General features: G+C 29.8%; 17 protein-coding genes and 2 other annotated features. Of the genes, 2 read left to right on the top strand and 15 right to left on the bottom strand.

The annotated features are described in order from the left end of the window. Positions 1–107: 107 nt before the first annotated feature. The 3 genes from argS to JW646_RS10800 all read right to left on the bottom strand — a co-directional run bounded on the left by argS (position 108) and on the right by JW646_RS10800 (position 4747). Positions 108–1808 (bottom strand): arginine--tRNA ligase, encoded by a 1701-nt coding sequence (gene argS, locus JW646_RS10810; protein WP_228415199.1) that lies wholly within the window; start codon positions 1806–1808, stop codon positions 108–110. Positions 1809–1900: 92 nt separating this feature from the next. Further along, positions 1901–2344: a DUF523 domain-containing protein gene (locus JW646_RS10805; RefSeq protein WP_206925481.1), complete on the bottom strand. Its 444-nt coding sequence runs from the start codon at positions 2342–2344 to the stop codon at positions 1901–1903. 24 nt (positions 2345–2368) lie between these two features. After that, entirely contained in the window at positions 2369–4747 is a 2379-nt protein-coding gene (locus JW646_RS10800; protein WP_228415198.1) for an endonuclease MutS2, read from the bottom strand. Positions 4748–4974: 227 nt separating this feature from the next. Here JW646_RS10800 and JW646_RS10795 point away from each other — a divergent pair, with 227 nt between their 5' ends. After that, positions 4975–6426, top strand: a complete 1452-nt coding sequence (locus JW646_RS10795) for an aminoacyl-histidine dipeptidase (RefSeq protein WP_228415197.1) — start codon at positions 4975–4977, stop codon at positions 6424–6426. A 68-nt stretch (positions 6427–6494) separates the two neighbouring features. Here the strand turns inward: JW646_RS10795 and JW646_RS10790 are convergent, their stop codons facing one another. The 10 genes from JW646_RS10790 to infC all read right to left on the bottom strand — a co-directional run bounded on the left by JW646_RS10790 (position 6495) and on the right by infC (position 17622). Next, positions 6495–8906, bottom strand: coding sequence for a DUF3656 domain-containing U32 family peptidase (locus JW646_RS10790; RefSeq protein ID WP_228415196.1), 2412 nt, complete (start codon positions 8904–8906; stop codon positions 6495–6497). Positions 8907–8980: 74 nt separating this feature from the next. Beyond that, on the bottom strand, positions 8981–9577 hold the full coding sequence (zapA, locus tag JW646_RS10785; protein ID WP_074919965.1) for a cell division protein ZapA: 597 nt from the start codon (positions 9575–9577) through the stop codon (positions 8981–8983). Positions 9578–9604: 27 nt separating this feature from the next. Continuing rightward, positions 9605–11998: a phenylalanine--tRNA ligase subunit beta gene (gene pheT / locus JW646_RS10780; RefSeq protein ID WP_228415195.1), complete on the bottom strand. Its 2394-nt coding sequence runs from the start codon at positions 11996–11998 to the stop codon at positions 9605–9607. A gap of 18 nt (positions 11999–12016) precedes the next feature. Next, entirely contained in the window at positions 12017–13063 is a 1047-nt protein-coding gene (gene pheS / locus JW646_RS10775) for a phenylalanine--tRNA ligase subunit alpha (protein ID WP_209006096.1), read from the bottom strand. Positions 13064–13106: 43 nt separating this feature from the next. Next, positions 13107–13340: a binding site (T-box leader), on the bottom strand. A 52-nt stretch (positions 13341–13392) separates the two neighbouring features. Then, on the bottom strand, positions 13393–14190 hold the full coding sequence (locus JW646_RS10770; protein WP_228415194.1) for a TrmH family RNA methyltransferase: 798 nt from the start codon (positions 14188–14190) through the stop codon (positions 13393–13395). A gap of 11 nt (positions 14191–14201) precedes the next feature. Next, positions 14202–14864 carry a potassium channel family protein gene (locus JW646_RS10765; protein ID WP_074919968.1) on the bottom strand — a complete coding sequence of 221 codons (663 nt, stop codon included), beginning with the start codon at positions 14862–14864 and terminating at the stop codon, positions 14202–14204. Between the two features lie 29 nt (positions 14865–14893). After that, positions 14894–16261 carry a TrkH family potassium uptake protein gene (locus tag JW646_RS10760; RefSeq protein WP_074920018.1) on the bottom strand — a complete coding sequence of 456 codons (1368 nt, stop codon included), beginning with the start codon at positions 16259–16261 and terminating at the stop codon, positions 14894–14896. A gap of 216 nt (positions 16262–16477) precedes the next feature. Further along, on the bottom strand, positions 16478–16834 hold the full coding sequence (gene rplT / locus JW646_RS10755) for a 50S ribosomal protein L20 (RefSeq protein WP_074919969.1): 357 nt from the start codon (positions 16832–16834) through the stop codon (positions 16478–16480). 74 nt (positions 16835–16908) lie between these two features. Continuing rightward, complete coding sequence (gene rpmI, locus JW646_RS10750; RefSeq protein ID WP_018592041.1) at positions 16909–17103, bottom strand: 50S ribosomal protein L35; 195 nt, start codon at positions 17101–17103, stop codon at positions 16909–16911. A gap of 27 nt (positions 17104–17130) precedes the next feature. Then, positions 17131–17622, bottom strand: coding sequence for a translation initiation factor IF-3 (infC, locus tag JW646_RS10745; protein WP_330490214.1), 492 nt, complete (start codon positions 17620–17622; stop codon positions 17131–17133). A 426-nt stretch (positions 17623–18048) separates the two neighbouring features. Between infC and ftsH the strand changes: the two genes are divergently transcribed. After that, positions 18049–19449, top strand: coding sequence for an ATP-dependent zinc metalloprotease FtsH (gene ftsH, locus JW646_RS10740; protein WP_228415193.1), 1401 nt, complete (start codon positions 18049–18051; stop codon positions 19447–19449). A gap of 46 nt (positions 19450–19495) precedes the next feature. On the opposite strand, the gene thrS is transcribed toward ftsH, so the two are convergent. Beyond that, complete coding sequence (gene thrS, locus JW646_RS10735) at positions 19496–21415, bottom strand: threonine--tRNA ligase (RefSeq protein WP_228415192.1); 1920 nt, start codon at positions 21413–21415, stop codon at positions 19496–19498. Between the two features lie 54 nt (positions 21416–21469). Beyond that, positions 21470–21696: a binding site (T-box leader), on the bottom strand. Between the two features lie 57 nt (positions 21697–21753). Next, positions 21754–22548 carry a putative sporulation protein YtxC gene (locus JW646_RS10730; RefSeq protein ID WP_074919973.1) on the bottom strand — a complete coding sequence of 265 codons (795 nt, stop codon included), beginning with the start codon at positions 22546–22548 and terminating at the stop codon, positions 21754–21756. Positions 22549–22780 lie beyond the last annotated feature (232 nt).

Genomic DNA, 22780 nt, shown 5'->3' with positions numbered 1-22780 from the left:
TAAAAATAGCAGCTAAGAGCTGCCATTTTTAATTCTTCATATTGAACAACGAATATATCCGAAGCTAAGCAAAGATTTATCGTTGGCCACAGGAGTAAAGCGAGTTTTTACATTCTTTCTGGTGCATGCATTCCTAATATTGCTAGTCCATTTTCTAATGTTTGTTTTGTTGCAGCAACTAAAGCAAGTCTTGCTTTTCTTATTTCTGCATCTTCAACTATTATTGGGTTATCATGATAGAATTTATTGAAAGCTTGAGCTAAATCTAGTACAAATCTTGTCACTATATGCGGCTCATTTCTTCTCATTGCAGAAACTATTGATTTATTAAACGATCCAATTACTTTTAATACTTCTGCAGCATCTCCATCTGATAATAATTCATAATTTACATCTGAAGTTACTTCTTCGTTAGCTTTTCTTAAAACTGCACAACATCTAGCATGTGTATATTGAACATAAGGTCCAGTTTCTCCTTCGAAGCTTAAAGTTCTCTCCCATGAGAATGTATAGTCTTTTATTCTACTATTTGATAATTCTTGGAATACAACAGCTCCAACTCCAACTTGTTTAGCTATTTCATCCACATTTTTAGCATCTGGATTTTTAGCAATAACAGTTTCCTTTGTTTTTTCTACAGCTTGTTTTAAAACATCTTCTAAGAATACTACTCTACCTTTTCTTGTAGACATAGTTCCTTCTTCTAAAGCAACCATCCCGAAAGGTACGTGTATTAAGTCTTTTGACCATTCAAATCCCATAAGCTCTAATACTTTAAATAATTGTTGGAAGTGTAGAGCTTGTTGAGAACCAACTACATATATACATTTTTCAAAATCATAAGTATTTTTTCTGTATATTGCTGCTGCTAAATCTCTTGTCATGTATAAAGTTGAACCATCATTCTTAGTTATAAGAGCTGGTGGCATATTGTGTTCTTCTAAATCAACAATGTTTGTACCTTGAGATTCTTTTAATAATCCTTTTTCTTTTATTTGTTCTATAACAGTATCCATTTTATCTGAGTAGAAAGATTCACCTGCATAAGAATCAAATTCTATATCTAATAAGTCGTAAACTCTAGCAAATTCTTTTAAACTTTCGTCTCTAAACCATTGCCATAATTCTTTAGCTTCTTGGTCACCATGTTCTAATTTTGTAAACCAAGCTCTAGCTTCATCTTCCATTTCTGGTTTCTTTTCAGCTTCATCATGGAATTGTATGTATAATTTTAATAACTCTGGTATTGGATTAGCTTCTACAGCTTCTTTATTCCCCCAAAGTTTGAAAGCAACTATAAGTTTACCAAATTGAGTTCCGTAATCTCCTAAGTGATTCACTCTTACTACATTATATCCTTGAGAGTCATATATTTTATATAGAGCATTACCTATAACAGTAGTTCTTATATGTCCTATATGGAAAGGTTTAGCTATATTAGGAGATGAAAAGTCTATTACTACAGCTTTTTCTCCGCCTAAATCACTATGACCATAATTTTCTTTTTTAGTTAAAACATCTTTTATAACGCTCTCAGCTAATTGAGATTTATTTACAAAGAAGTTTACATATCCACCAAGTGGCATTACTTTTGATATTTCACCCTTAGCTTCTATAGTTTCTGCTAATTCTGCAGCTATCATGTTAGGAGCTTTTCTAAATACTTTAGCTAATTTAAAGCATGGAAATGCATAATCCCCCATTTCTTTATTTGGTGGAACCTCAATTAGCGCTACTATTTCTTCTAGTGTTAAATCTTCAATTTTTTCCTTAAGGCAATTAGCTATTGCTATTTTAAAATCTTGCATTATTTTCTCCTCTCTACATCATTATTCTTCTATGTTAAATTAATTTCTACATTTTTTCAAGTTATTCCTATTGTTATATTTTCAAATATATATTATAATTCTTTTTCACTAAAAACTTCTATATTATTTTCTTTAAATAAAGCTGCTGTAACACCCATACCAAGGATTTTATTACCTGTAAAAGTTCCATCATAAATTAAGTTACATCCACATGATGGGCTACCTTCTTTCAAAAGGGCCTGCTTGCAATTGAACATTTTAGCAATCTTTAGACTTTCCTCTGCTCCCTTAATAAAATTTTCTGTTACATCCTTATATTCACAGCTTATTACCTTACTATTTCCACTTAAAACTTCTTTTCCACCTATACTATCTATCTCCGATGGTTTCCTTGGTGTAGTTAATCCTCCTAGTTGCTCTGGGCAAATAATAACATATGGTTTATCTTTTAAAAATTCTTTTACTTTATCATTATCATTATTTCCACCATTATATTTACAATTTACCCCAACCAAGCATGCTGACACTATCATCAATTCAACCATCTCCTCAATTAATTATTATCTTATTTCAACAATAGTTACTCCCATTCCACCTTCACCATATTGTCCAGGTCTTTGAGATTTAACATGTTTGTTTTTCTTAAGTACATCTTGAAGTCCTTTTTTAAGTACTCCTGTACCAACTCCGTGTATTATTGTAACTATTTCAAGACCTGCAACACAAGCATCGTCTAAGTATTTATCTACTTCAACAATAGCCTCTTCTAAGTTCATTCCTCTAAGGTCAACTTCACTCTTAACACTACCTGATTTAGAACTTATAATTTTTCTTGTTGATTTAGTTACTATGGATTTTTTCTCTTTCTGAGCTATTTGTAATGCTTTAAACGGAAGAGTCATTTTCATTATTCCCATTTGTACTACAGCTTCTTTTTTCTTCTTATCAACTGATACAACTGTACCTTCTTGATTTAAAGTAATAACTTTTACTTCATCTCCTGCTTTTAAATCCCTTATCTCTTTATTAGAAACTTTTGGAACTATCATGCTTTTTACAGAAGGTTGTAAGTTGCCCATAGAATCAGCAAGCTCTTTTCTTAAAGCTTCTATTTTTTTATTTTTTTCCTTAGAAGCCATTTGCATTTCCATATTTCTAAGTTCTTTTAGAATGTTATCTGCTTCTTCTTTAGCTTGTCTTGTTATACTAAAAGCTTCTGCCCTAGCTTTTTCCATCATTCTTTCTTTAGAAATAGATAATTTTTCAAGTTTTCTATCATATTCAGCTTTAACTTCTTCTATTTCTTTTTTAAGTTTTTCAGCTTCTTCTTTTTCTTGTTCAACTTTTATTCTATTCTTCTCCACATTTTGAAGTACGTCTTCAAGTTCTATATTATCTGTATTTATAAATTCTTTTGCTCTATCAATTATATCGTCTCTTAGACCTAATTTCCTTGATATTTCAAAAGCATTTGATTTACCCGGTACTCCAATTAATAATTTATAAGTAGGACTTAAAGTATTAACATCAAACTCAACAGCTGCATTTTCTACTCTATCCTTTGTAAGTGCATAGTTTTTAAGTTCACTGTAGTGAGTAGTAGCTATACATTTTGCCCCTGCCATATTTACATCTTCTAGTATGGCTATTGCCAGAGCTGCACCTTCTACAGGGTCTGTACCTGCTCCAAGTTCATCAAATATTACTAAGGAGTCAGATGTTACTTCATTTAATATCCCTACTATTTTAGTCATATGAGATGAGAATGTAGATAAACTTTGTTCTATACTTTGTTCATCCCCAATGTCAGCAAAAATATTATCATATACACACATACTACTTCCATAATCCGCTGGTATGTGTAGGCCACTTTGAGTCATTAATGCAAATAGTCCAATAGTTTTTATTGTAACTGTTTTACCACCTGTATTTGGGCCTGTTATTACTAATGTATCAAAGTCTTCTCCTAAATAAATATTATTAGGTACAACTTTGTCCGTATCTAACAATGGATGGCGTCCATTTTTTATATTAATATTTTTTTCTTCATTCAATATAGGTTCTATGGCTTTCATTGATAAAGATAATTTTCCTTTTGCAAAAGCAAAGTCTAACTTACCAAGTATAACTTGATTAGATAAAATATCTCCTGCAACTTCACCTACTAACTTTGTAAGTTCTGATAAAATTCTTTCTATTTCTTCTTGTTCATCTAATTTTAATTTTCTAAGTTCATTATTCATTTCAACAATACTCATCGGCTCAATAAATAATGTAGCTCCAGATGAACTTTGGTCGTGTATTATACCTGAAACTTGCGATCTATACTCAGCCTTTACAGGTACAACAAATCTATCTCCTCTTACAGAAATAATTGCATCTTGTAAATATTTTTGATATGTAGTTGATGAAATTATTGAATTTAATTTAGATCTAATAGATTGATTTTTTTGTAATATTCCTCTTCTAATACTTCTTAAAGTAGGAGAGGCATTATCTGATATTTCAATTTCACTAATTATTGCATTATTAATTTCTTCTTCTATATCTCTATATACATACAAAGCGTTTGACAAAGACTGTATTATTGGATAATTGAAATCTTCCTCTTCCCCTGGAGTTAAACTTCTTTTTAAATTTCTAGCTGCTCTTAGATTATCACTTATTTTTAATAAACTTCCTGGGTCTAATACTGCTCCTATCTCAGCTCTTCTAACACTGTCTGATATGTCTTGTATACCACCTAAGTTTACATGACCTCTTTTTATAAGAATTCCCTGTGCTTCACTAGTTTCTTCTAGCATATCTTTTACTTCTTTATAATTAGGTTTTGGTATTAATTGTTCAATATATTTTAAACCTAAAGAAGATGAGGCTTTTGTTGCTAATAAATCAATAATTTTATTGTATTCCAATACTTTCAATGATTTTTGATCCATACTTCCTCCTCTTTTTTATTTTTTTATGTAAATTTATCATATAATTTCTTTTTATGTAGTTTTTTTTTTTCGAAAATGTATTATACTACTAATAGGCTAAATAATATTATACATTAATATTTTATATTTTAACATATTATACATTTTTTATTTAGTATATCTAAGTTATTTAAATTATTAACTTAAAATTTAATTTTAATCTATTTAAGAAGAAAGGAATTTTTATTATGACAAATGTATTAAAAGATTTAAATCCAACATTAGTTTTTAAATACTTCGAGGAAATATCTCAAGTACCTAGAGGTTCTGGAGATGAAAAAAGAATAAGTGAATTTTTAGTAAACTTCGCAAAAGAACTAAATTTAGAGGTAGTTCAAGATGAGCATCTTAATGTAATTATTAGAAAACCAGCTACTGCAGGATATGAAAATTGTCCAGGAGTAATATTACAAGGACATATGGACATGGTTTGTGAAAAAAATAAAGATGTTGACCATGATTTTGAAAAAGATCCAATAGATCTTAGAATAGTAGATGACATGATTTATGCAAACGGTACTACACTTGGAGCAGATAATGGTATAGCTGTTGCTATGAGTATGGCTGTTCTTGCATCTAACGACTTAGCTCACCCTGCTTTAGAAGTATTAGTTACTTCAAATGAAGAAGCTGGTATGACTGGAGCTAACGGACTAGACGGTAGTTTATTAAAAGGTAAATATATAATAAACTTAGATTCAGAAGAAGAAGGATTCTTATTAGTAAGTTGTGCTGGTGGAAACAGATCTTACGTTACATTACCACTTACATATAAAAACATAGAAGACAATAAGCAAGCATTTATGATCGAAGTAAAAGGTTTACTTGGTGGACATTCTGGTATGGATATAGTTAAACAAAGAGCTAACTCAAATGTAACTATGGGTAGAATATTAAATTTACTTGATGTTGATTTTGATTTAGTTGAAGTTAACGGTGGTTCTAAAAACAACGCTATACCTCGTGAATGCGAAGCTGTAGTTGCTGTAAACAAAGATCAAGCTGAAACTCTAAAAGCTAATGTTGCTAAAATAGAGGAATTATTAAAAAATGAATTTAAAACTACAGATCCAGGTTTAGAAGTTGTAGTAAAAGAAGCTACTGCTGACAAAGCTATAGCTGATGAGTGTAAAGCAAAAGCTATGTTATTACTTAACTTTATTCCAAACGGAATACAAACAGTAAGTAAAGACATAGAAGGATTAGTAGAAAGTTCTTCAAACTTAGGTGTTGTAAAAACTGAAAATGATGTTATGTCATTTGAAAGTGCTGTAAGAAGTTCAGTTGCAACATTAAGAGAAAACTTAAATAACAAAACTAAAATGCTTTGTGATACTGTAAATGCTAATTTCGAAAATACTGATGGATATCCTGCTTGGGAATATGCAAAAAATTCTAAATTAGAAGAATTATGTGTAGATGTTTATGAAAAATCAACCGGTAAAAAACCTGTTATAACTGCTCTACATGCAGGTCTTGAGTGTGGTTTATTACTTGATAAAATGCCTCATTGTGAAGCAATTTCTATGGGACCAGATATGTTTGAAGTTCATACTCCAAACGAACATTTAAGTATACCTTCTGTTAAAAATGTTTACGAATTTTTACTTGCAGTATTAAAATCAATGAATCAATACTAAAATTATTTATTGAAATAGAAAAAGTACTAAAGGCTTAATAATCCTTTAGTACTTTTTTAGTTTATCAATTATTCTACTCCTTTGTAGAAATGTGCTGTTGTTATTCCTTCTTCATCTAACTTTTTATACAATCTATTTGATTTATTTCCCAATCTAAAATCATTATTAATAACTTCAATATAAGACTCTAATACTTCTCTTATTTCGCTTGTGCTTTCTCCCGTAAAATCTAACCTAAAGATATTTACACCAATATTGTTTAGTTCTTCTAAATTGTCTAGAACACAAGTTGGTTTAGAATTATATATTGTAGTTCTACAGAATATATCTTGGGATAATCTGTACTCTTCTCCCTTAAAATCTTTAAGTGCATATCTACTTTCACTGCATTCTTTACATCTTTTATCTTTTTTACAATTTCTAACTACAACACCCATAGGACAGTACTCACTTATCATCATTGGAGCAAATCCATAAACCACACTTTCCACATCTAAATCAGTATAAGCCAATGTTTCTTCAATTTCATTCATATTGAGCTCTTGAGATATACAAACTGTTGTAGCTCCCTCTTTTTTGAAATGATTTATTGTTTCGCTATTAAAGACATTTAAATAATAATCTATACAGAAATTCTTATTTTTGAAGAAATTTATTGAACCTAAAGTTCCTATTTGAATACTTTCTTCATTTGAATCTTTAATTTTATTTAATCTATTATATTCCTTATTTCTAATAATTCTAGGTGCTGAATAAATTACTTTTTTGTTGTTTTCTTTTCCTATTGTTATAGCATCTTCAATAGTTGGTGCATCTTCATAATAAATAGCATCTACTTCAAAGTTTACAACTGCCCTTAATTGTTCTAAGTTTTTAACTTTAACTCTAATTTTTTTATTTTTTATTCTAATAGTTCTTTGTGGATTGTAACTTACTTTTTCGTTTTTGTATTTTCTTTCTTTTATGTTTATTCTTTCTTCACTTAACTTATCAATACACTCTCTTCTCATTTGATTTATTACACTAATTGGTAAACTTATTTCATCATCTAAATCTATCTTCAGATTTCTTAACTCATAAGGAGTATTACCTAGTTTTCTTAATTGAGTTTCTATTTTTTCTTTACTCATTGGAACTTTTAAAGCTTTCTCTATAACAAAATCACCAATAATTTCAGCTTTGTTACCTTTCAAATCTTTAAATTTAATTATAGGATTTTGTCCTAATTTTAAACTTATCTCTCCATCAATATAGCTTTTTACAAGCTCTTTATCTTGTTTGAAAGTACTTTGAACTCTGTCCATTAATTGAGTATCTGAAGTTTTGAATATCATTTGGTTTCTTCTAGCTTCTCCTATAAAGTCTATCTCTATAGTTTCTCCCTTATATCCAATATCAGTAATTTCCTTACCTTTTATAATCCTTCCAATAACTCCTCCACCTAAATTAATTCCATCACCTTTTTTTAGGTTCTCTTCTAAAGCTATTTTTAGTCTCTTTGCTTTTTTGTTATAATCCAATACTTTTCCTATATATAAACCTTGGTTATTAGGTACTTGTGAATTCATAACATCTTTTCCCACATCTCCAAGTAAAAGACCTTTTGTGAACTTTCTATTAAATATAGTATATAAGTCAGCCATTATATCATGAGATACATTTACTTTTTTACTTGTTAAATAGTCATCAACTGCATCTCTATAGCTTCCTATAACAGTTGCTACATACTCTGGCTTTTTCATTCTTCCTTCAATCTTAAGAGAATGTACTCCTGCATCAATAATTTGATTTATTTCTTCTATAGCATTTAAATCTCTTGTACTAAGTAAATAGTCGCCCTCTGAGGATACTTCTTCTCCTGTATTGATATCTATCATTGTATATCTTTGTCTACAAGGCTGAGCACATCTTCCTCTGTTCCCTGATCTATTTCCTATCATACTACTCATTAAACACTGACCAGAATAACAAACACATAACGCTCCATGAACGAATACTTCTATATCAACATTAGTATTATCACAAATATATTTAATTTCATCCACATTTAACTCTCTTGCAAGCACTACTCTGTCAAAACCTATACTCTCTAAATATTTTACATCTTCTAAACAGTGAGCTACCATCTGTGTACTAGCATGAAGTTCAAAATCTGGAAGAAGCTTTTTAATTGTCATTGCTGCGCCTATATCTTGCAATATTAATGCATCTATATTTATATCATATAAAAATTTTACATATTCAATAAAACCTTCAAGCTCATTTTGTTTTATAAGAGTATTTGTTGTAACAAAAACTCTTACTCCTCTAATATGTGCATATTTTATGGCTTCTTTTAACTCTTCTCTATCAAAGTTATTAGCAGATGCCCTAGCACTAAAATCTTTACCTCCAAGATAAACTGCATTAGCTCCATTTTGTACAGCTGCCTTCAACGATTCAAATGAGCCAACAGGAGCTAATAATTCAACATCTTTCATATTATACCTCCGCTCTTATATCAAAAGGGTGTTTCAAAAGTTAATAATCCTTTGAAACACCCCCTTTATTTTCTTTATAGAGCACCTTCTCTATTTTTCAACTGATTTTCTAGCTCTGCATATTTTAACTGATAATCATAAGTTTTATTTTGCCACTGAGATGCTATACTTTCTGCCGCTTCAGCTCTTTGTTTAGCTTCCTCATTTTCTTCTTTTAAACTTTTAATTTCAGCCATATATTTTTCTAATTCTAACTTCATTTCTTCAGTAGTTTTGCTTAGATTTTCTATTTTTTCACTTTTTTCTTTTATTTGTTCATCCAGCTCCTCTATTCGATAATCTTTTTCCATTACCTCCAGCTCTTTTTGATCTAATTCGCTGGAAATTTTGTCAACTTCACTTTGAACTTCTTCACTTGGCTTACCCATACCTTCTTTTAATGATTTTAACTCATTGTGCAGTTCTTCATTTTCATGACAACAATCGAATAACTCATCAGCAATATTTAAACATGCAACTATAGTTGTAGTAAGGGAACTTAGTTTAGGGTTACCCTCTCTAACTTTATTCATTTCTCCGTCTACATATCTTGCTACATTTTTCATCTGTTCTGGATTTTTACCAACAATGTTGTATTCAGAACCTAAAATCCTCACAACTACCTTATTCATCTCACTAATCCCCCTATCAAAGATGAGTTAGTTTGATCTTAATTTCGCATCTAGCTTTTCTTCTAACTCTCTCATTATATTCTGGTGTACTTTGTTTACATCCTCATCTGTTAGAGTTTTATCTTTACTTCTATATATGATAGAGTATGCTATTGATTTATATCCGTCAGCTATTTGTGAACCTTTATATACATCGAATAATTTATAACTTTCTAATAAATCTTCTCCATTGGCTTTTATTATATCTTCTATTTGTTTTACTATAACGTCATCTTTAACTAAAAGAGCTATATCTCTAGAAGTTGATGGGTATTTTGGCAATGGATTGTATATTATAGTTCTATCTGAGTTTTCAAATATTAAATCTAAATCTAATTCAGCAAGATAAACTCTTTGTCCTAAGTTATAATTATCTATAACCTCTGGGTGAACTTCTCCGAAAGTACCTATATATATATTATTATACATTATTGTAGCACATCTTCCTGGATGGAATGTAGTATTATTAGTTTCTGGTATTATCTCGTAGTTTTCAAATCCTACTGAATCTAGTATTGTTTCCAATGCACCTTTTAATACAAAGAAATCTACATCTTTACCATACATACCTACACATAAGTGATTAGTTTCTATTGGTAATCCTTCTTGTGGAGTAAATGTATGACCACACTCAAAGGCTAATCCACTTTCAACTTTACGAGATACATTTGTATATAACACATTTAACATACTTGGCATCATTGTAGTTCTCATAACTGATGTATCTTCTCCAAGTGGGTTAATTAATGTAATGTAATCTCTTTTCTTATCATCTTCTGGCAATTTTATTTTATCTAATGATTTTGGACTTACAAATGAATAAGTTAATATTTCATATAATCCTATACTTGTAGCTGTATCTTTTATTTTATCCATGAATTTTTGTTGAGGTGTTTTAACACCAGCTGTTGCATTACCTTCTAATTGTTCAGAAGGTATATTTTCAAATCCATATATTCTAGCTATTTCTTCATATATATCAGCTTCTTGTTCTATATCTAATCTAAAAGGAGGAACTTCTATAACTATTTCATCATCAGATTTTAAATCACATTTAAATTCTAAATCTTTTAATATTTTTACAAATCCATCTAATGATAAATCTATTCCTATATTTTTTATTATTCTTGATGGATTTACTGTTAAACTTTGAGCTTCTTGTTTAACTGGATAATCTTCAACTGTGCCTCTTAAAACTCTACCAGCACCAAGCATTTCTACTAATTGACAAGCTCTTTCTACACCTGTTATTGAAAGTTCTGTACAAACACCTTTTTCATATCTTCCAGATGATTCAGTTCTAAGACCTAGTTTCTTAGAAGTTAATCTTATGCTATCAGCATTGAATGCTGCACCTTCAAATAATACTGCTGTAGTATTGTCAGTTATACCTGAGTTTAATCCACCCATTACACCTGCTATAGCAACTGGCTTTTCACCATCAGTTATAACAAGCATATCTTTGTCTAAAGTTCTTTCAACTTCATCTAATGTAGTAAATTTTTCCCCTTCTACTGCATTTCTTACAACTATTTTTCCATTTGGAAGTTCATTTAAGTCAAATGCATGTAATGGTTGACCTTGTTCTAACATTACAAAATTTGTTATATCAACTATATTGTTTATTGGTCTAACACCAGCTTCTATAAGTCTTCTTTGCATCCAATATGGAGATGGCTCTATTTTAACATCTTTAACTATTCTTGCTCCATATCTTGGACAAAGCTTAGGACTTTCAATTTTCACTTCAAAATCTATATCTTCATCACAAGCTTTTACTTCTATTTCAGGATATTTTATTTTTTGCCCTATAGTAATAGCTGCTTCTCTAGCTATACCTATCATAGATCTACAATCTGGTCTATTTGCTGTTAATTCGAAGTCTATTATTGCATCATTTAATCCTAGAAATTCTTTTATGTCTTGACCTATTACTAGGTTTTCCATATCATTTAAAATGTATATTCCATCTTTACTTCTTTCGTTAACAAGGTTCTCGTCTATTCCTAATTCTTCAGCACCACATAACATTCCGTGAGATGCTTCTCCTCTTAATTTACCTTTTTTTATTTTTATTCCTCCAGGTAATGTAGAGTTAACTTTAGCTACTGGTACAAAGTCACCTTCTAAAACATTTTTTGCTCCTGTACATATTTGTACAAGCTCTTCTTCTCCAACATTAACTTGACAAACTACAAGTTTATCAGCATTTGGATGTTGTGTTATTTCTTTTATTTGACCTACTACAACATTACTTATTTCTTCGCCTAAAAATTCTACTGTCTCAACCTTCGTTCCAGTCATAGTCATTTTATCAGCAAATTCAACTGTATCCATATCTATATTAACGTAATCTCTTATCCATTTTACAGGTACTAACATTTTATTTTCCTCCTTTTATTAAAATTGATCTAAAAATCTCATATCATTTTCAACTAACAGTCTTATATCATCAATTTCGTATTTAAGCATTGCAAGTCTTTCAACACCCATACCGAAAGCAAATCCACTATAAACTTCTGGGTCTATTCCACAGTTTCTAAGTACGTTTGGATGAACCATACCTGCTCCTAGTATTTCTATCCAACCCTCACCTTTACACATTTGACATCCCTTACCTCCACATTTGAAGCAAGTAACGTCTATTTCTGCACTTGGTTCTGTGAATGGGAAGTTGTGTGGTCTAAATTTCGTTCTTGTATTGTCTCCAAATAACTTTTTAACAAATAACTCTAAAGTTCCTTTAAACTCCGCCATGGTTATGTCTTTTCCAACCACTAATCCCTCTATTTGGTGGAACATTGGTGAATGAGTTGCATCTAATGAGTCATTTCTGAAACATCTACCTGGAGATATTATTTTTATTGGTAATTCTTCACTTCTCATTGTTCTAACTTGAACTGGAGACGTTTGAGTTCTAAGTAACAATTCATCATTGAAATAGAATGTATCTGTTATATCTCTTGAGGGGTGATTCTTAGGTGCATTTAGTGCATCGAAGTTATTTTCTACTGTTTCAACTTCTGGGCCTTCTGCTACTGAGAATCCTATTCCCATAAATATTTCAGTAACTTCGTCTATTATTTGAGTTATTGGATGTCTTTTCCCAACTTTAAAAGTTTTTCCTGGCATAGTAACATCTATTACTTCCTCAGCTAACTTTTTGTTTAAATCAATTTTTTTAATCTCTTCTTTTTTTGTATTTATTTCATTTTCTATAGCTTCTCTTACTTCATTTGCTATTTTGCCTATTTCTGGTCTTTCCTCAGCAGATAATTTGCCCATACCTTTTAATATTGCAGTAAGTTCACCCTTTTTACCAGAGTACTTTACTCTAAGGCTATCTAATTCTTCCATTGAACAAGCCACTTTAATTTCACTTAAGGCTCTTTCTTTTAAGCTTATTAATTGTTCTTTCACTTTTTTCACCCTTTCATATATTTTCATAATATTTTACTTTCATTGCAATAAAAAAAGCCCTTCATCCCTATCTAGGGACGAAAGACTGTTATTCGCGGTACCACCCTAGTAGTTTAATAATATAAACATATTAATAAACCACTCAACAAAACTTAACGCGTTCAACGTTAAAGCCTACTGATTTCTGTTCAGCTTTAATGCTCCAGAGTGAACTTCTTATAAATACTTAGTAAATACTCACAGCATATGTATTTTTCTCTTGCCTAAGTTAAATTATAATACTTTTCTCTATCATAGCTTTTTTATATATAGTTTTTGTACAATTATAACATACTTAATATTGTATTTTCAACATATTAAGCTAAACTTTTTTTAATTTCATACATTAATATGGCTGACGATATAGCAGCATTTAAGGATTCTGCATTTCCATAAATAGGTATTTTTACTAATGTATCTGATTGATTTGTTAATTCATCATTAACGCCATTAGCTTCATTACCTATTACTAAAGCTGTTCTCTCATAATATTTTATTTCGTGATAGTAATTGTCAGTATTAAGGTAGCTAGAAACTATTTTAAAATCCTTTGATTTTAATTCTTGCAAACATTCTTCTTGAGTACAATGTATGATTTTCATGTCAAAAATGGAACCCATTGTTGACCTAATTACTTTTGGATTGTATATATCTACACAACCTTTTAATGCAATTATTGTGTCTACACCTGCTGCATCTGCTGTTCTTATTATCGTTCCCATATTACCTGGATCTTGTATTCTATCTAATATTAATACAAATTTATCTTCATGATTAATATTATGCTCAATTTTTTTCTCTCTAAACCTAATCACACCTAAAATACCTTGTGTATTTTCTGTGTCTACCAACTCTTTAAATATTTTATTAGTAGTTTTAAATACTTTAATATTCTTTTCTTCTAATATATTTAAAAAGTTTTTATATTCTTTTTTTTCTTCAAAAACTTCATTTATAAATACATAATCTAAATCTGCATTACATTCTATTGCTAAAGTTAGAATTCTATATCCTTCTATTATATACTTTGATTCTTTTTGTCTATTTTTACTTTTTAATAATGATTTTGTATACTTAACTTTTTCATTATCTTTACTACTTATATTTATAGGCATTTTATATTCTCCTATTTTGAGTTTTTGTCTTTAGCAACAATAGCGCTTATATTACTATTTTTTCCTATTACTACTAAAATGCTGTTTTCTTGTAGTTGCTCTTGAGGTGAAGGAATAACATTTATGTTGTCTCCATCTTTAATAGCCAAAATTGTAATTTCGTATTTTGCTCTTAAATCAAGTTCTACTAGAGTTTTACTTATCCATTTATTAGGTGTTACAATTTCCATTATAGAGTATTCTGGATCTAATTCTATATGGTCCAATATATTATCTGATACTAAGTTATGAGCAACTCGTATTCCCATATCTCGTTCTGGGAATACAACTCTGTCTGCACCTATTTTGTATAAAACTTTAGCTTGTAATTCATCTTTAGCCTTACATACTACTTGCTCTACACCCATTTCCTTTGCTATAAGAGTAGCCATTATAGATGCTCTTATATCTGATCCTATTGCTATTATAGCCACATCAAAATTACCTAATCCTAAAGATCTTAAAGCATATTCATCTGTAACGTCTACTGCAGCTACATGAGTAACTTTATCCGATAAATTTTGAATTATTTCTTCACTTTTATCTATAGCCATAACTTGATGGCCTAATAAATTCATAGTTGTGGCAAGAGATGAACCAAACCTTCCACACCCTATAACTATATATTGTTTCATAACTTTTCATCCTTTCAAGCTTATAATTATTATCCTACTATTATCTTTCCTTCTGCATATCTAACTTTTGATTTTATTTTTTTACTTCTAGAAAGTAATGCTATGAAAATAGTAAGTGATCCTACTCTTCCTGAAAACATTAATATCATTATTATTATTTTCCCAAATGCTGTTAGTGTAGGAGATCCTCCTAGACTTAATCCTACTGTAGCAAATGCAGATACTACTTCAAAAGCTGATTCAAGCAATGAAAATCCTGGACTTACTATAGTAAGCATTAATGTACCAAATAGTGCTACAAATACACCTATAAAGAAAATACCTAAGGATTTTCTAACTGTTGTGCTACTTATTCTTCTTTGATAAACTTCTATATCTTCTTTGCCTAAAATAAATGATTTTACTGTTAAAAATAAAGTAGCAACAGTAGTTGTCTTCAAACCTCCACCCGTTGATGCTGGAGATGCACCTATAAGCATTAAAATTATCATTAAAAATAGTGTACTTTCTTTTAGTAAAGTTAAATCTATAGTACTGTATCCAGCTGTTCTAAGTGTTACTGATTGGAATAATGAGGATAATAATTTTTCCTTCATGTTAAGTCCACCTAGACTTCCTTTATTATTAAACTCTACAATAAATATAAATAAAAATCCTATGGCAATAAGTATTGCAGTAGTGTTTATAACTATTTTAGAATGTACGTTTAATTTAGAGTATTTTTTATTATTTATTACATCTAATAAAACAGGAAAACCTATCCCTCCAAGGATAATTAACCCACAGATTACAAGGTTTATTAATGAGTTATCAACATAATACATTAAAGATGAGTATTCCCCCGATATTGGTCCCATTAAGTCAAACCCCGCATTACAAAATGCTGATATGGAATGAAATATACTGTACCATATACCTTTTATTAATCCTAATTTAGGTATAAATACCATGGATAGCAATAAAGCTCCTGTACCTTCGATAGCAAAGGTCATCATAATTATGTATCTCGTAAGTTTTACAAGACCTGATAAGTCTCTTTGATTTAGTGATTCTTGTATTAGTAATCTTTCTCTTAAATTTATTTTCTTTCCTGTTAATAGAGAAAACATGGTTGCCATGGTCATAAATCCTAATCCGCCAATTTGAATTAAGCTTATTATAACAAGTTGCCCAAATTCATTCCAGTAAGTGCTTGTATCTACTACAATCAATCCTGTAACACATACAGCAGAAGTGGATGTAAATAATGCATTTAAAAGTCCGACACTCTTACCACTCTTTGCAGCTATGGGTAAATTTAATATAAGTCCACCAAATAATATTACTACCCCAAATCCTATAACCATTACTTGTGCTGGTTCCATAGTGTTTGCTTTTATAAGTAGTTTTTTTAGCATGGTTTTCAATTCTGTCTACCCCTCCTTTATTTATAAGAATTTCAACTATCACATTATTATAAAACAATTACTAGTTAATAACAACATTATACTATATTAATTATTTTTAACCTTTTATATTATTATTCTAGCAATTTAGCATATCTATACAAAAAAGCACCTATAAACGACTATTGTCTCTTATAGATGCTTAGTATTCATTATAATATGAAGCTATTAAGCTAATTTAGCTTTAGCAACTTCTACTAATTTAGTAAATCCTTGTGGATCATTTATTGCCATTTCAGATAACATTTTTCTGTTAACTTCAACACCTGCTAATTTTAATCCATTCATTAATCTTGAATAAGATATTCCATTCATTCTAGCAGCTGCATTTATTCTTTGTATCCAAAGTTTTCTGAAGTCTCTCTTCTTTAACTTTCTACCTATATAAGCATTCTTTAATGCTTTCATTACGAAATTGTTAGCTGGTCTATATAATTTGCTTCTAGATCCTCTGAATCCTTTTGCAAGTTTTAACACTTTTTTATGCTTCTTACGAGCGTTCATCGCTTTTTTTACTCTTGCCATGTTCATGACCTCCTTTATTCTTATGTGTGTTGTCTTTTTTTCGATTCTATTACTTAAGTTTAATTAATTACTTCTTAGTATGGTAATAATTGTGCTATTCTTTCAGCATCACCTTTAGTAACGATAGCAGATTGTCTTAAGTTCATTTTAGTTTTAGCTGATTTCTTAGTTAATATATGACTTTTGAAAGCTTTAGCTCTCTTTAATTTTCCGCTTCCAGTTTTCTTAAATCTTTTAGCTGCTCCTCTATGAGTTTTCATTTTTGGCATGATAAATTCCTCCTCTCAGTTAATCATCTATTTTTTTGGATCTATAATTACAACCATGTTATTCCCTTCAAATGCAGGGGCTTTTGTTGGTTCTCCAAACTCTTTAACTATATCAATAAATTTAAGCATAACTTCTTTACCGATATCTTTATGTCCAAGTTCTCTTCCTCTAAAACGAAGTTCAACTTTTACTTTATCTCCTTTTTTAAGGAATTTTATAGCATTATTAGCTTTTGTATTTAAATCGTTAGCCTCAATACCTGGTCTAAGTCTTACTTCTTTAACTGTTATAGTTTTTTGATTTTTTCTAGCTTCTTTTTCTTTTCTAGATTGTTCATACTTATACTTACCATAGTCCATCATTTTACAAACGGGTGGGTTAGCATTTGGTGATATCTTCACTAAATCTAAATTTTTGCTATTTGCTATAGCTTGGGCTTCCCTAGAAGACATAATACCTAACTGCTCTCCAGTTTCTGAAAGAACTCTTAATTCCTTATCTCTTATTTGATCATTGATTGATAATTCTTTGCTAATTGTAGGACACCTCCAAAATTTTTATATAAAATAAAAAGCGAATGATTGAATATCATCCGCTATATAAGTCAAAATTACACTTAGTTTATCAAATACACATAAACTAAACTTATATTAACCTTACTAACCTGTGGCGTAAGGCGAGAACGGACTTCTTCTTGTTTTACTAATTATTTTTGTAGTTTTAATCACTACTCCATATAATATACGCTTCTTTGAGTTATTTGTCAACTATTTTTTTATATTTTTTTCTATAATATTAAATTTACAGTTTTTCTGTTTCTAAGCTCTCTTTTATGACAATACTGTTAATGTAAAAGTTTATTTTTTTAATTTTTTATAATAAATTTTTACATCTTTGGAAAATATAAAGTAAGTAATAATTATATCCCTCAAAGGTGGTTTAATATGAACATTATAAATAATTTTTTGAAAAAAATCAATAATCCAGTTCCTGTATTTGCTCAAACAAAACTGGAAAAAGAAAACTGCACTGAAGATCATAGTAGCAGCAAACCCAAAACCACATTTAGAGATGTGGCAGGACTTGATGAAGTAAAAGAAGAATTATTCGAAGTTGTAGACTTTATGAAGTCTCCTGACAAATATATAAAAATGGGTGCAAAAATACCAAAAGGAATACTATTTTATGGTCCTCCTGGTACAGGAAAAACACTTCTAGCATCTGCTGTTGCCGGAGAAACAGATTCATCCTTCTTTAATGTAACAGGTTCTGAATTTGTTGAAAAATACGTTGGTGTAGGTGCTAAAAGAGTAAGAACTCTTTTCGAAAAAGCTAGAAAAGAAGCTCCAAGCATTATATTTATTGATGAAATTGATGCCATAGGAGCCAGAAGACATTCTGAAAGTAACAACGAAAAAGATCAAACACTAAATCAACTACTTGTAGAAATGGATGGATTTAATAAAGATGATAATATTATAATAGTCGGTGCAACAAATAGACTGGATTTATTAGACGAAGCTTTATTAAGACCTGGACGATTTGATAGACATATACGTATCAATTCTCCTAACTATAATAGTAGATATGAGATTTTAAAGGTTCATACAAATAATAAACCATTACATAAAGACGTTGATTTAAAGTTATTAGCTCGTAAAACTCATGGTTTTAATGGTGCACATTTAGCGAATATCGCTAACGAAGCTGCTATATTTGCAGTAAGAGACAATAGTAGCGAAATAAGTAATTATCACTTTGACAAAGCAATAGAAAGAGTGATTGCTGGTATAGAACAAAAGAACTCTGTATTAATTGAAAAAGAAAAGAAAATTGTTTCTTACCATGAAGCTGGCCATGCTTTAGTCAGCAATATTGTAAATATTTGTCCTATACAAAAAATCTCTATCGTTCCACGTGGGGAAGCTCTAGGATATGTGCTTCAACTTCCAGATGAAGATAGATATATTTACACAAAAGAAGAATTAATAGGAAAAATCAAAATATTACTAGCTGGAAAAGCTGCTGAAGAAATTATATTTAACCATTTATCTACAGGAGCTAAAGATGACTTAAAGAAAGTTACTGACATTGCAGATCAAATGGTTTGTGAATATGGTATGAGCAAATTAGGTTTTATGACAATAGAAGGCAACTCAAAATCTTTTATGTCACAACAAATTCAAAAAGAAGCAAATCAAATTGTTGAACAGTGCTATAAAGAAACTTTAAAATTATTAAAAGAAAATATAAATGATTTACACATTGTTGCTAATCACTTATACGATAAGGAAACTATGACTTTAGAAGAATTGCAATCATTGATTCAAAAAGAACCTTGCTAGAAATAAAAATAACCTAGGATTTATATCCTAGGTTATTTTTTATTAATTATTGTTCAACTATATTAACTCTTTCCTCATCTTCTTTTACTACCATAGATACGAAATCATTTAAGTTCATACTTCCCATTTCGCCTTTATCTCTTGATCTAACAGCTACTTGATTTTCTGCAGCTTCTTTTTCTCCTACAACTAACATATAAGGTACTTTTTGAAGTTGCGCTTCTCTTATTTTGAATCCTATTTTTTCTGCTCTATCATCCATATCAACTCTTACACCTGCATCAAATAAAGCTTTTTTAACCTCATTTGCATAGTCCATGTATTTGTCTGATATAGGTAGTATCTTAACTTGAGTTGGAGCTAACCATACTGGGAATTTGCCTGCATATTGCTCTATTAATATTCCTATAAATCTTTCTATACTTCCAAGAGCAACTCTGTGTATCATAACAGGTCTATGTTTTTCACCATCTTGTCCAATATATGATATATCAAATCTTTGAGGTAATTGCATATCTAATTGGATAGTACCACATTGCCATGTTCTTCCTAAGCAATCTTTTAAGTGGAAGTCTATTTTCGGTCCGTAGAATGCCCCATCACCTTCATTTAGTACATACGGTAAGTTTAATTCTTCTAAAGCTTCTCTTAAACCATTTTCAGCAGTTTCCCACTCTTCATCAGTACCCATAGAATCTTCTGGTCTAGTAGATAATTCTAAGTGATATTCAAATCCAAATGTTTTGTAAACACTGTCTATTAGTTTTACAACACCTTTTATTTCGTCTTTTATTTGTTCTGGTAACATGAATATATGTGCATCATCTTGAGTGAAAGCTCTAACTCTCATAAGGCCATGTAAAGCCCCTGATAACTCATGTCTATGAACCCTACCTAGTTCAGCAACTCTCATAGGGAAATCTCTATAAGAATGTGGTTTTGCTTGATAGAATAACATACCACCTGGACAGTTCATTGGTTTTATAGCAAAATCTTGTTCATCTATTTGAACTGTGTACATATTTTCTTTATAGTGGTACCAGTGTCCTGAAGTCTCCCATAAGTGTCTATTTAATATGATTGGAGTCTCTATTTCCACATATCCATCTTGTCTATGTATTTCTCTCCAATACTTTAATAAAGCATTTTTAAGTTCCATTCCTTTTGGTAAGAATAGAGGGAATCCTGGTCCTTCTTCTGGTATAAAGAATAAATCTAATTCTTTACCTAATTTTCTATGGTCTCTTTTCTTAGCCTCTTCTAATAAATGTAAGTATTCTTCTAAATCTTTGTTCTTTTCAAAAGATATACCATAGATTCTTTGAAGCATTTTGTTCTTTTCGTCTCCACGCCAATAAGCACCTGCTACACTAAGTAATTTAACAGCTTTTACTTTTTTAGTAGATAATAAGTGTGGTCCTCTACATAAATCAGTGAAATCACCTTGTTTGTAGAATGATATTATTTCACCTTCTGGTAAGTCGTTTATTAACTCTTCTTTGTATATTTCACCATTTTCTTTAGCCCAAGCTAAGGCTTCTTCTTTTGGTAATTCAAATCTTTCAAGCTTTTGATCTTCTTTAGCTATTTTTTTCATTTCTGCTTCAAGTTTTGCAAGATCTTCCATAGTTAATCTTTCTTCTAAGTCTATATCATAGTAGAATCCATTTTCTATGCTTGGTCCTATTGCAAATTTAGCATCAGGATATAATCTTTTTATAGCTTGTGCTAGCATATGTGCAGAAGTATGTCTAAAAACATCCTTTCCTTCTACATCATCAAACTTAAATAAGTTTAATGTACAGTCTTCCTTAACCATATAGTCAAGTCCTACTACTTCATCATTAACAGATGCTGCAACAACTGCTCTTGCTAAACCTTCACTTATTGATTTCGCAATTTCTAATACAGAAAGTTCATTTTCAAATTCTTTTACTGATCCGTCTTTTAATGTAACTTTTATCATAATTTTGCCTCCTAAAATATATTATTTTAACAATAAAAAAACTCGTCCCATAAAAATTGGGACGAGTTATATCTCGTGGTTCCACCCAAGTTGATATATAAAAATATATATCCTCTTGATGACTATAAGGTTGTCAACCGAATACTTTCACATGTAAATGTTACTAAATTCTGCTCCAAGTTAGTTTTCAAATAGGATTGTTTTAGATAAGCTCACAGCCAAGGCTCATCTTCTCTGTAAAACAATGTATCTATTTTACTTTGTCTCTTCATAGCACTATTTTTAATTAATTTTAATTATATCAGATAGGTATTTATCATTCAACCATAATATAATAATTAATTACTATATATTACCGTTACTTTTCCTTCAAATAATAGATTTACCATTTCTATAATATCTTTTGATTTGTTGTTATTTGAATTATCAAGTATTTCTATTTTCTTAGGACATAATGTCATTATTGCACTTATTAAAATATCTTCTTTATTTAAGTCTTCTGACATAGCAAGATTCATAAGTTCTTCGTTACTAAGATTTTCAACCTCGCTTCCATTTTCATCACTTAGGACAAAGTTCCCATCTTTCATAATTGTAATTCTAAGTAGTTCCATCTTTTCTTCTTGTATATCGATAAAATATTTTAAAGAGTCTAAGAATTCTTTTTTATCTCTTTTTATCAAATGTTCTTCCATTGCAATATCACTTAATATAGAAATATAACTAATAAAATCTTTCATTCTAAATTTAACAAAACCTTCTAAGTTTAAATCGTTATTTTCTATAATAAATTCATTTACTTTACTGTATATAGTTTCTTTTATAAAATCTTCTTTTTTGTCAAATAAATTTACAGCTTCTATATATACACTTTTTTTATCCTCTTCACTTATATTAGTGTACGTTTTCCATATGTACTCTTTTAAATCTCTTTCTTTTATCAAACTTATTATTAAGTCTGCAATACCTGAGCAAAGTGTGTCACAACTTTTCATTTTAGACATATTCACATATATACTGTCTAAAGTTTTATCATAACTAATCAGTTTAGAGTAATTCTTTCCATGGAAATATTCTTTAATTAGTCCTATATCTTGGGGTAAAAAACTTATTTGCATCATTCTGTCTGTCATTGTATCGCCCCTTCCAAATAATTAAAAGAAACTTATTCTAGTTTAATACATCGTTTTTTATATATTGTCATGGTTTTAATACACTTTACCCCGATAAATTATTTATAATTTTACCGATAGTTATATTATTAAACATTTTTTAAAATTTTATAAGTTGAAATTAAATATATTTTTCTATGCATAAAAATACGCAAAAAAGCTATGGAAATTTAATTTCCATAGCTTTTAATTG

This window comes from Terrisporobacter hibernicus, from assembly GCF_020809405.1.
GTDB classification, from domain to species: domain Bacteria; phylum Bacillota; class Clostridia; order Peptostreptococcales; family Peptostreptococcaceae; genus Terrisporobacter; species Terrisporobacter petrolearius.
This window is presented reverse-complemented; position numbering and strand designations above follow the sequence as displayed.

Coding starts and splice junctions, on each gene's coding strand:
- argS (WP_228415199.1), bottom strand. CDS start 1,808: ATGCAAGATTTTAAAATAGCAATAGCTAATTGCCTTAAGGAAAAAATT.
- JW646_RS10800 (WP_228415198.1), bottom strand. CDS start 4,747: ATGGATCAAAAATCATTGAAAGTATTGGAATACAATAAAATTATTGAT.
- JW646_RS10795 (WP_228415197.1), top strand. CDS start 4,975: ATGACAAATGTATTAAAAGATTTAAATCCAACATTAGTTTTTAAATAC.
- JW646_RS10790 (WP_228415196.1), bottom strand. CDS start 8,906: ATGAAAGATGTTGAATTATTAGCTCCTGTTGGCTCATTTGAATCGTTG.
- zapA (WP_074919965.1), bottom strand. CDS start 9,577: ATGAATAAGGTAGTTGTGAGGATTTTAGGTTCTGAATACAACATTGTT.
- pheT (WP_228415195.1), bottom strand. CDS start 11,998: ATGTTAGTACCTGTAAAATGGATAAGAGATTACGTTAATATAGATATG.
- pheS (WP_209006096.1), bottom strand. CDS start 13,063: ATGAAAATATATGAAAGGGTGAAAAAAGTGAAAGAACAATTAATAAGC.
- JW646_RS10770 (WP_228415194.1), bottom strand. CDS start 14,190: ATGCCTATAAATATAAGTAGTAAAGATAATGAAAAAGTTAAGTATACA.
- JW646_RS10765 (WP_074919968.1), bottom strand. CDS start 14,864: ATGAAACAATATATAGTTATAGGGTGTGGAAGGTTTGGTTCATCTCTT.
- JW646_RS10760 (WP_074920018.1), bottom strand. CDS start 16,261: ATGCTAAAAAAACTACTTATAAAAGCAAACACTATGGAACCAGCACAA.
- rplT (WP_074919969.1), bottom strand. CDS start 16,834: ATGGCAAGAGTAAAAAAAGCGATGAACGCTCGTAAGAAGCATAAAAAA.
- rpmI (WP_018592041.1), bottom strand. CDS start 17,103: ATGCCAAAAATGAAAACTCATAGAGGAGCAGCTAAAAGATTTAAGAAA.
- ftsH (WP_228415193.1), top strand. CDS start 18,049: ATGAACATTATAAATAATTTTTTGAAAAAAATCAATAATCCAGTTCCT.
- thrS (WP_228415192.1), bottom strand. CDS start 21,415: ATGATAAAAGTTACATTAAAAGACGGATCAGTAAAAGAATTTGAAAAT.
- JW646_RS10730 (WP_074919973.1), bottom strand. CDS start 22,548: ATGACAGACAGAATGATGCAAATAAGTTTTTTACCCCAAGATATAGGA.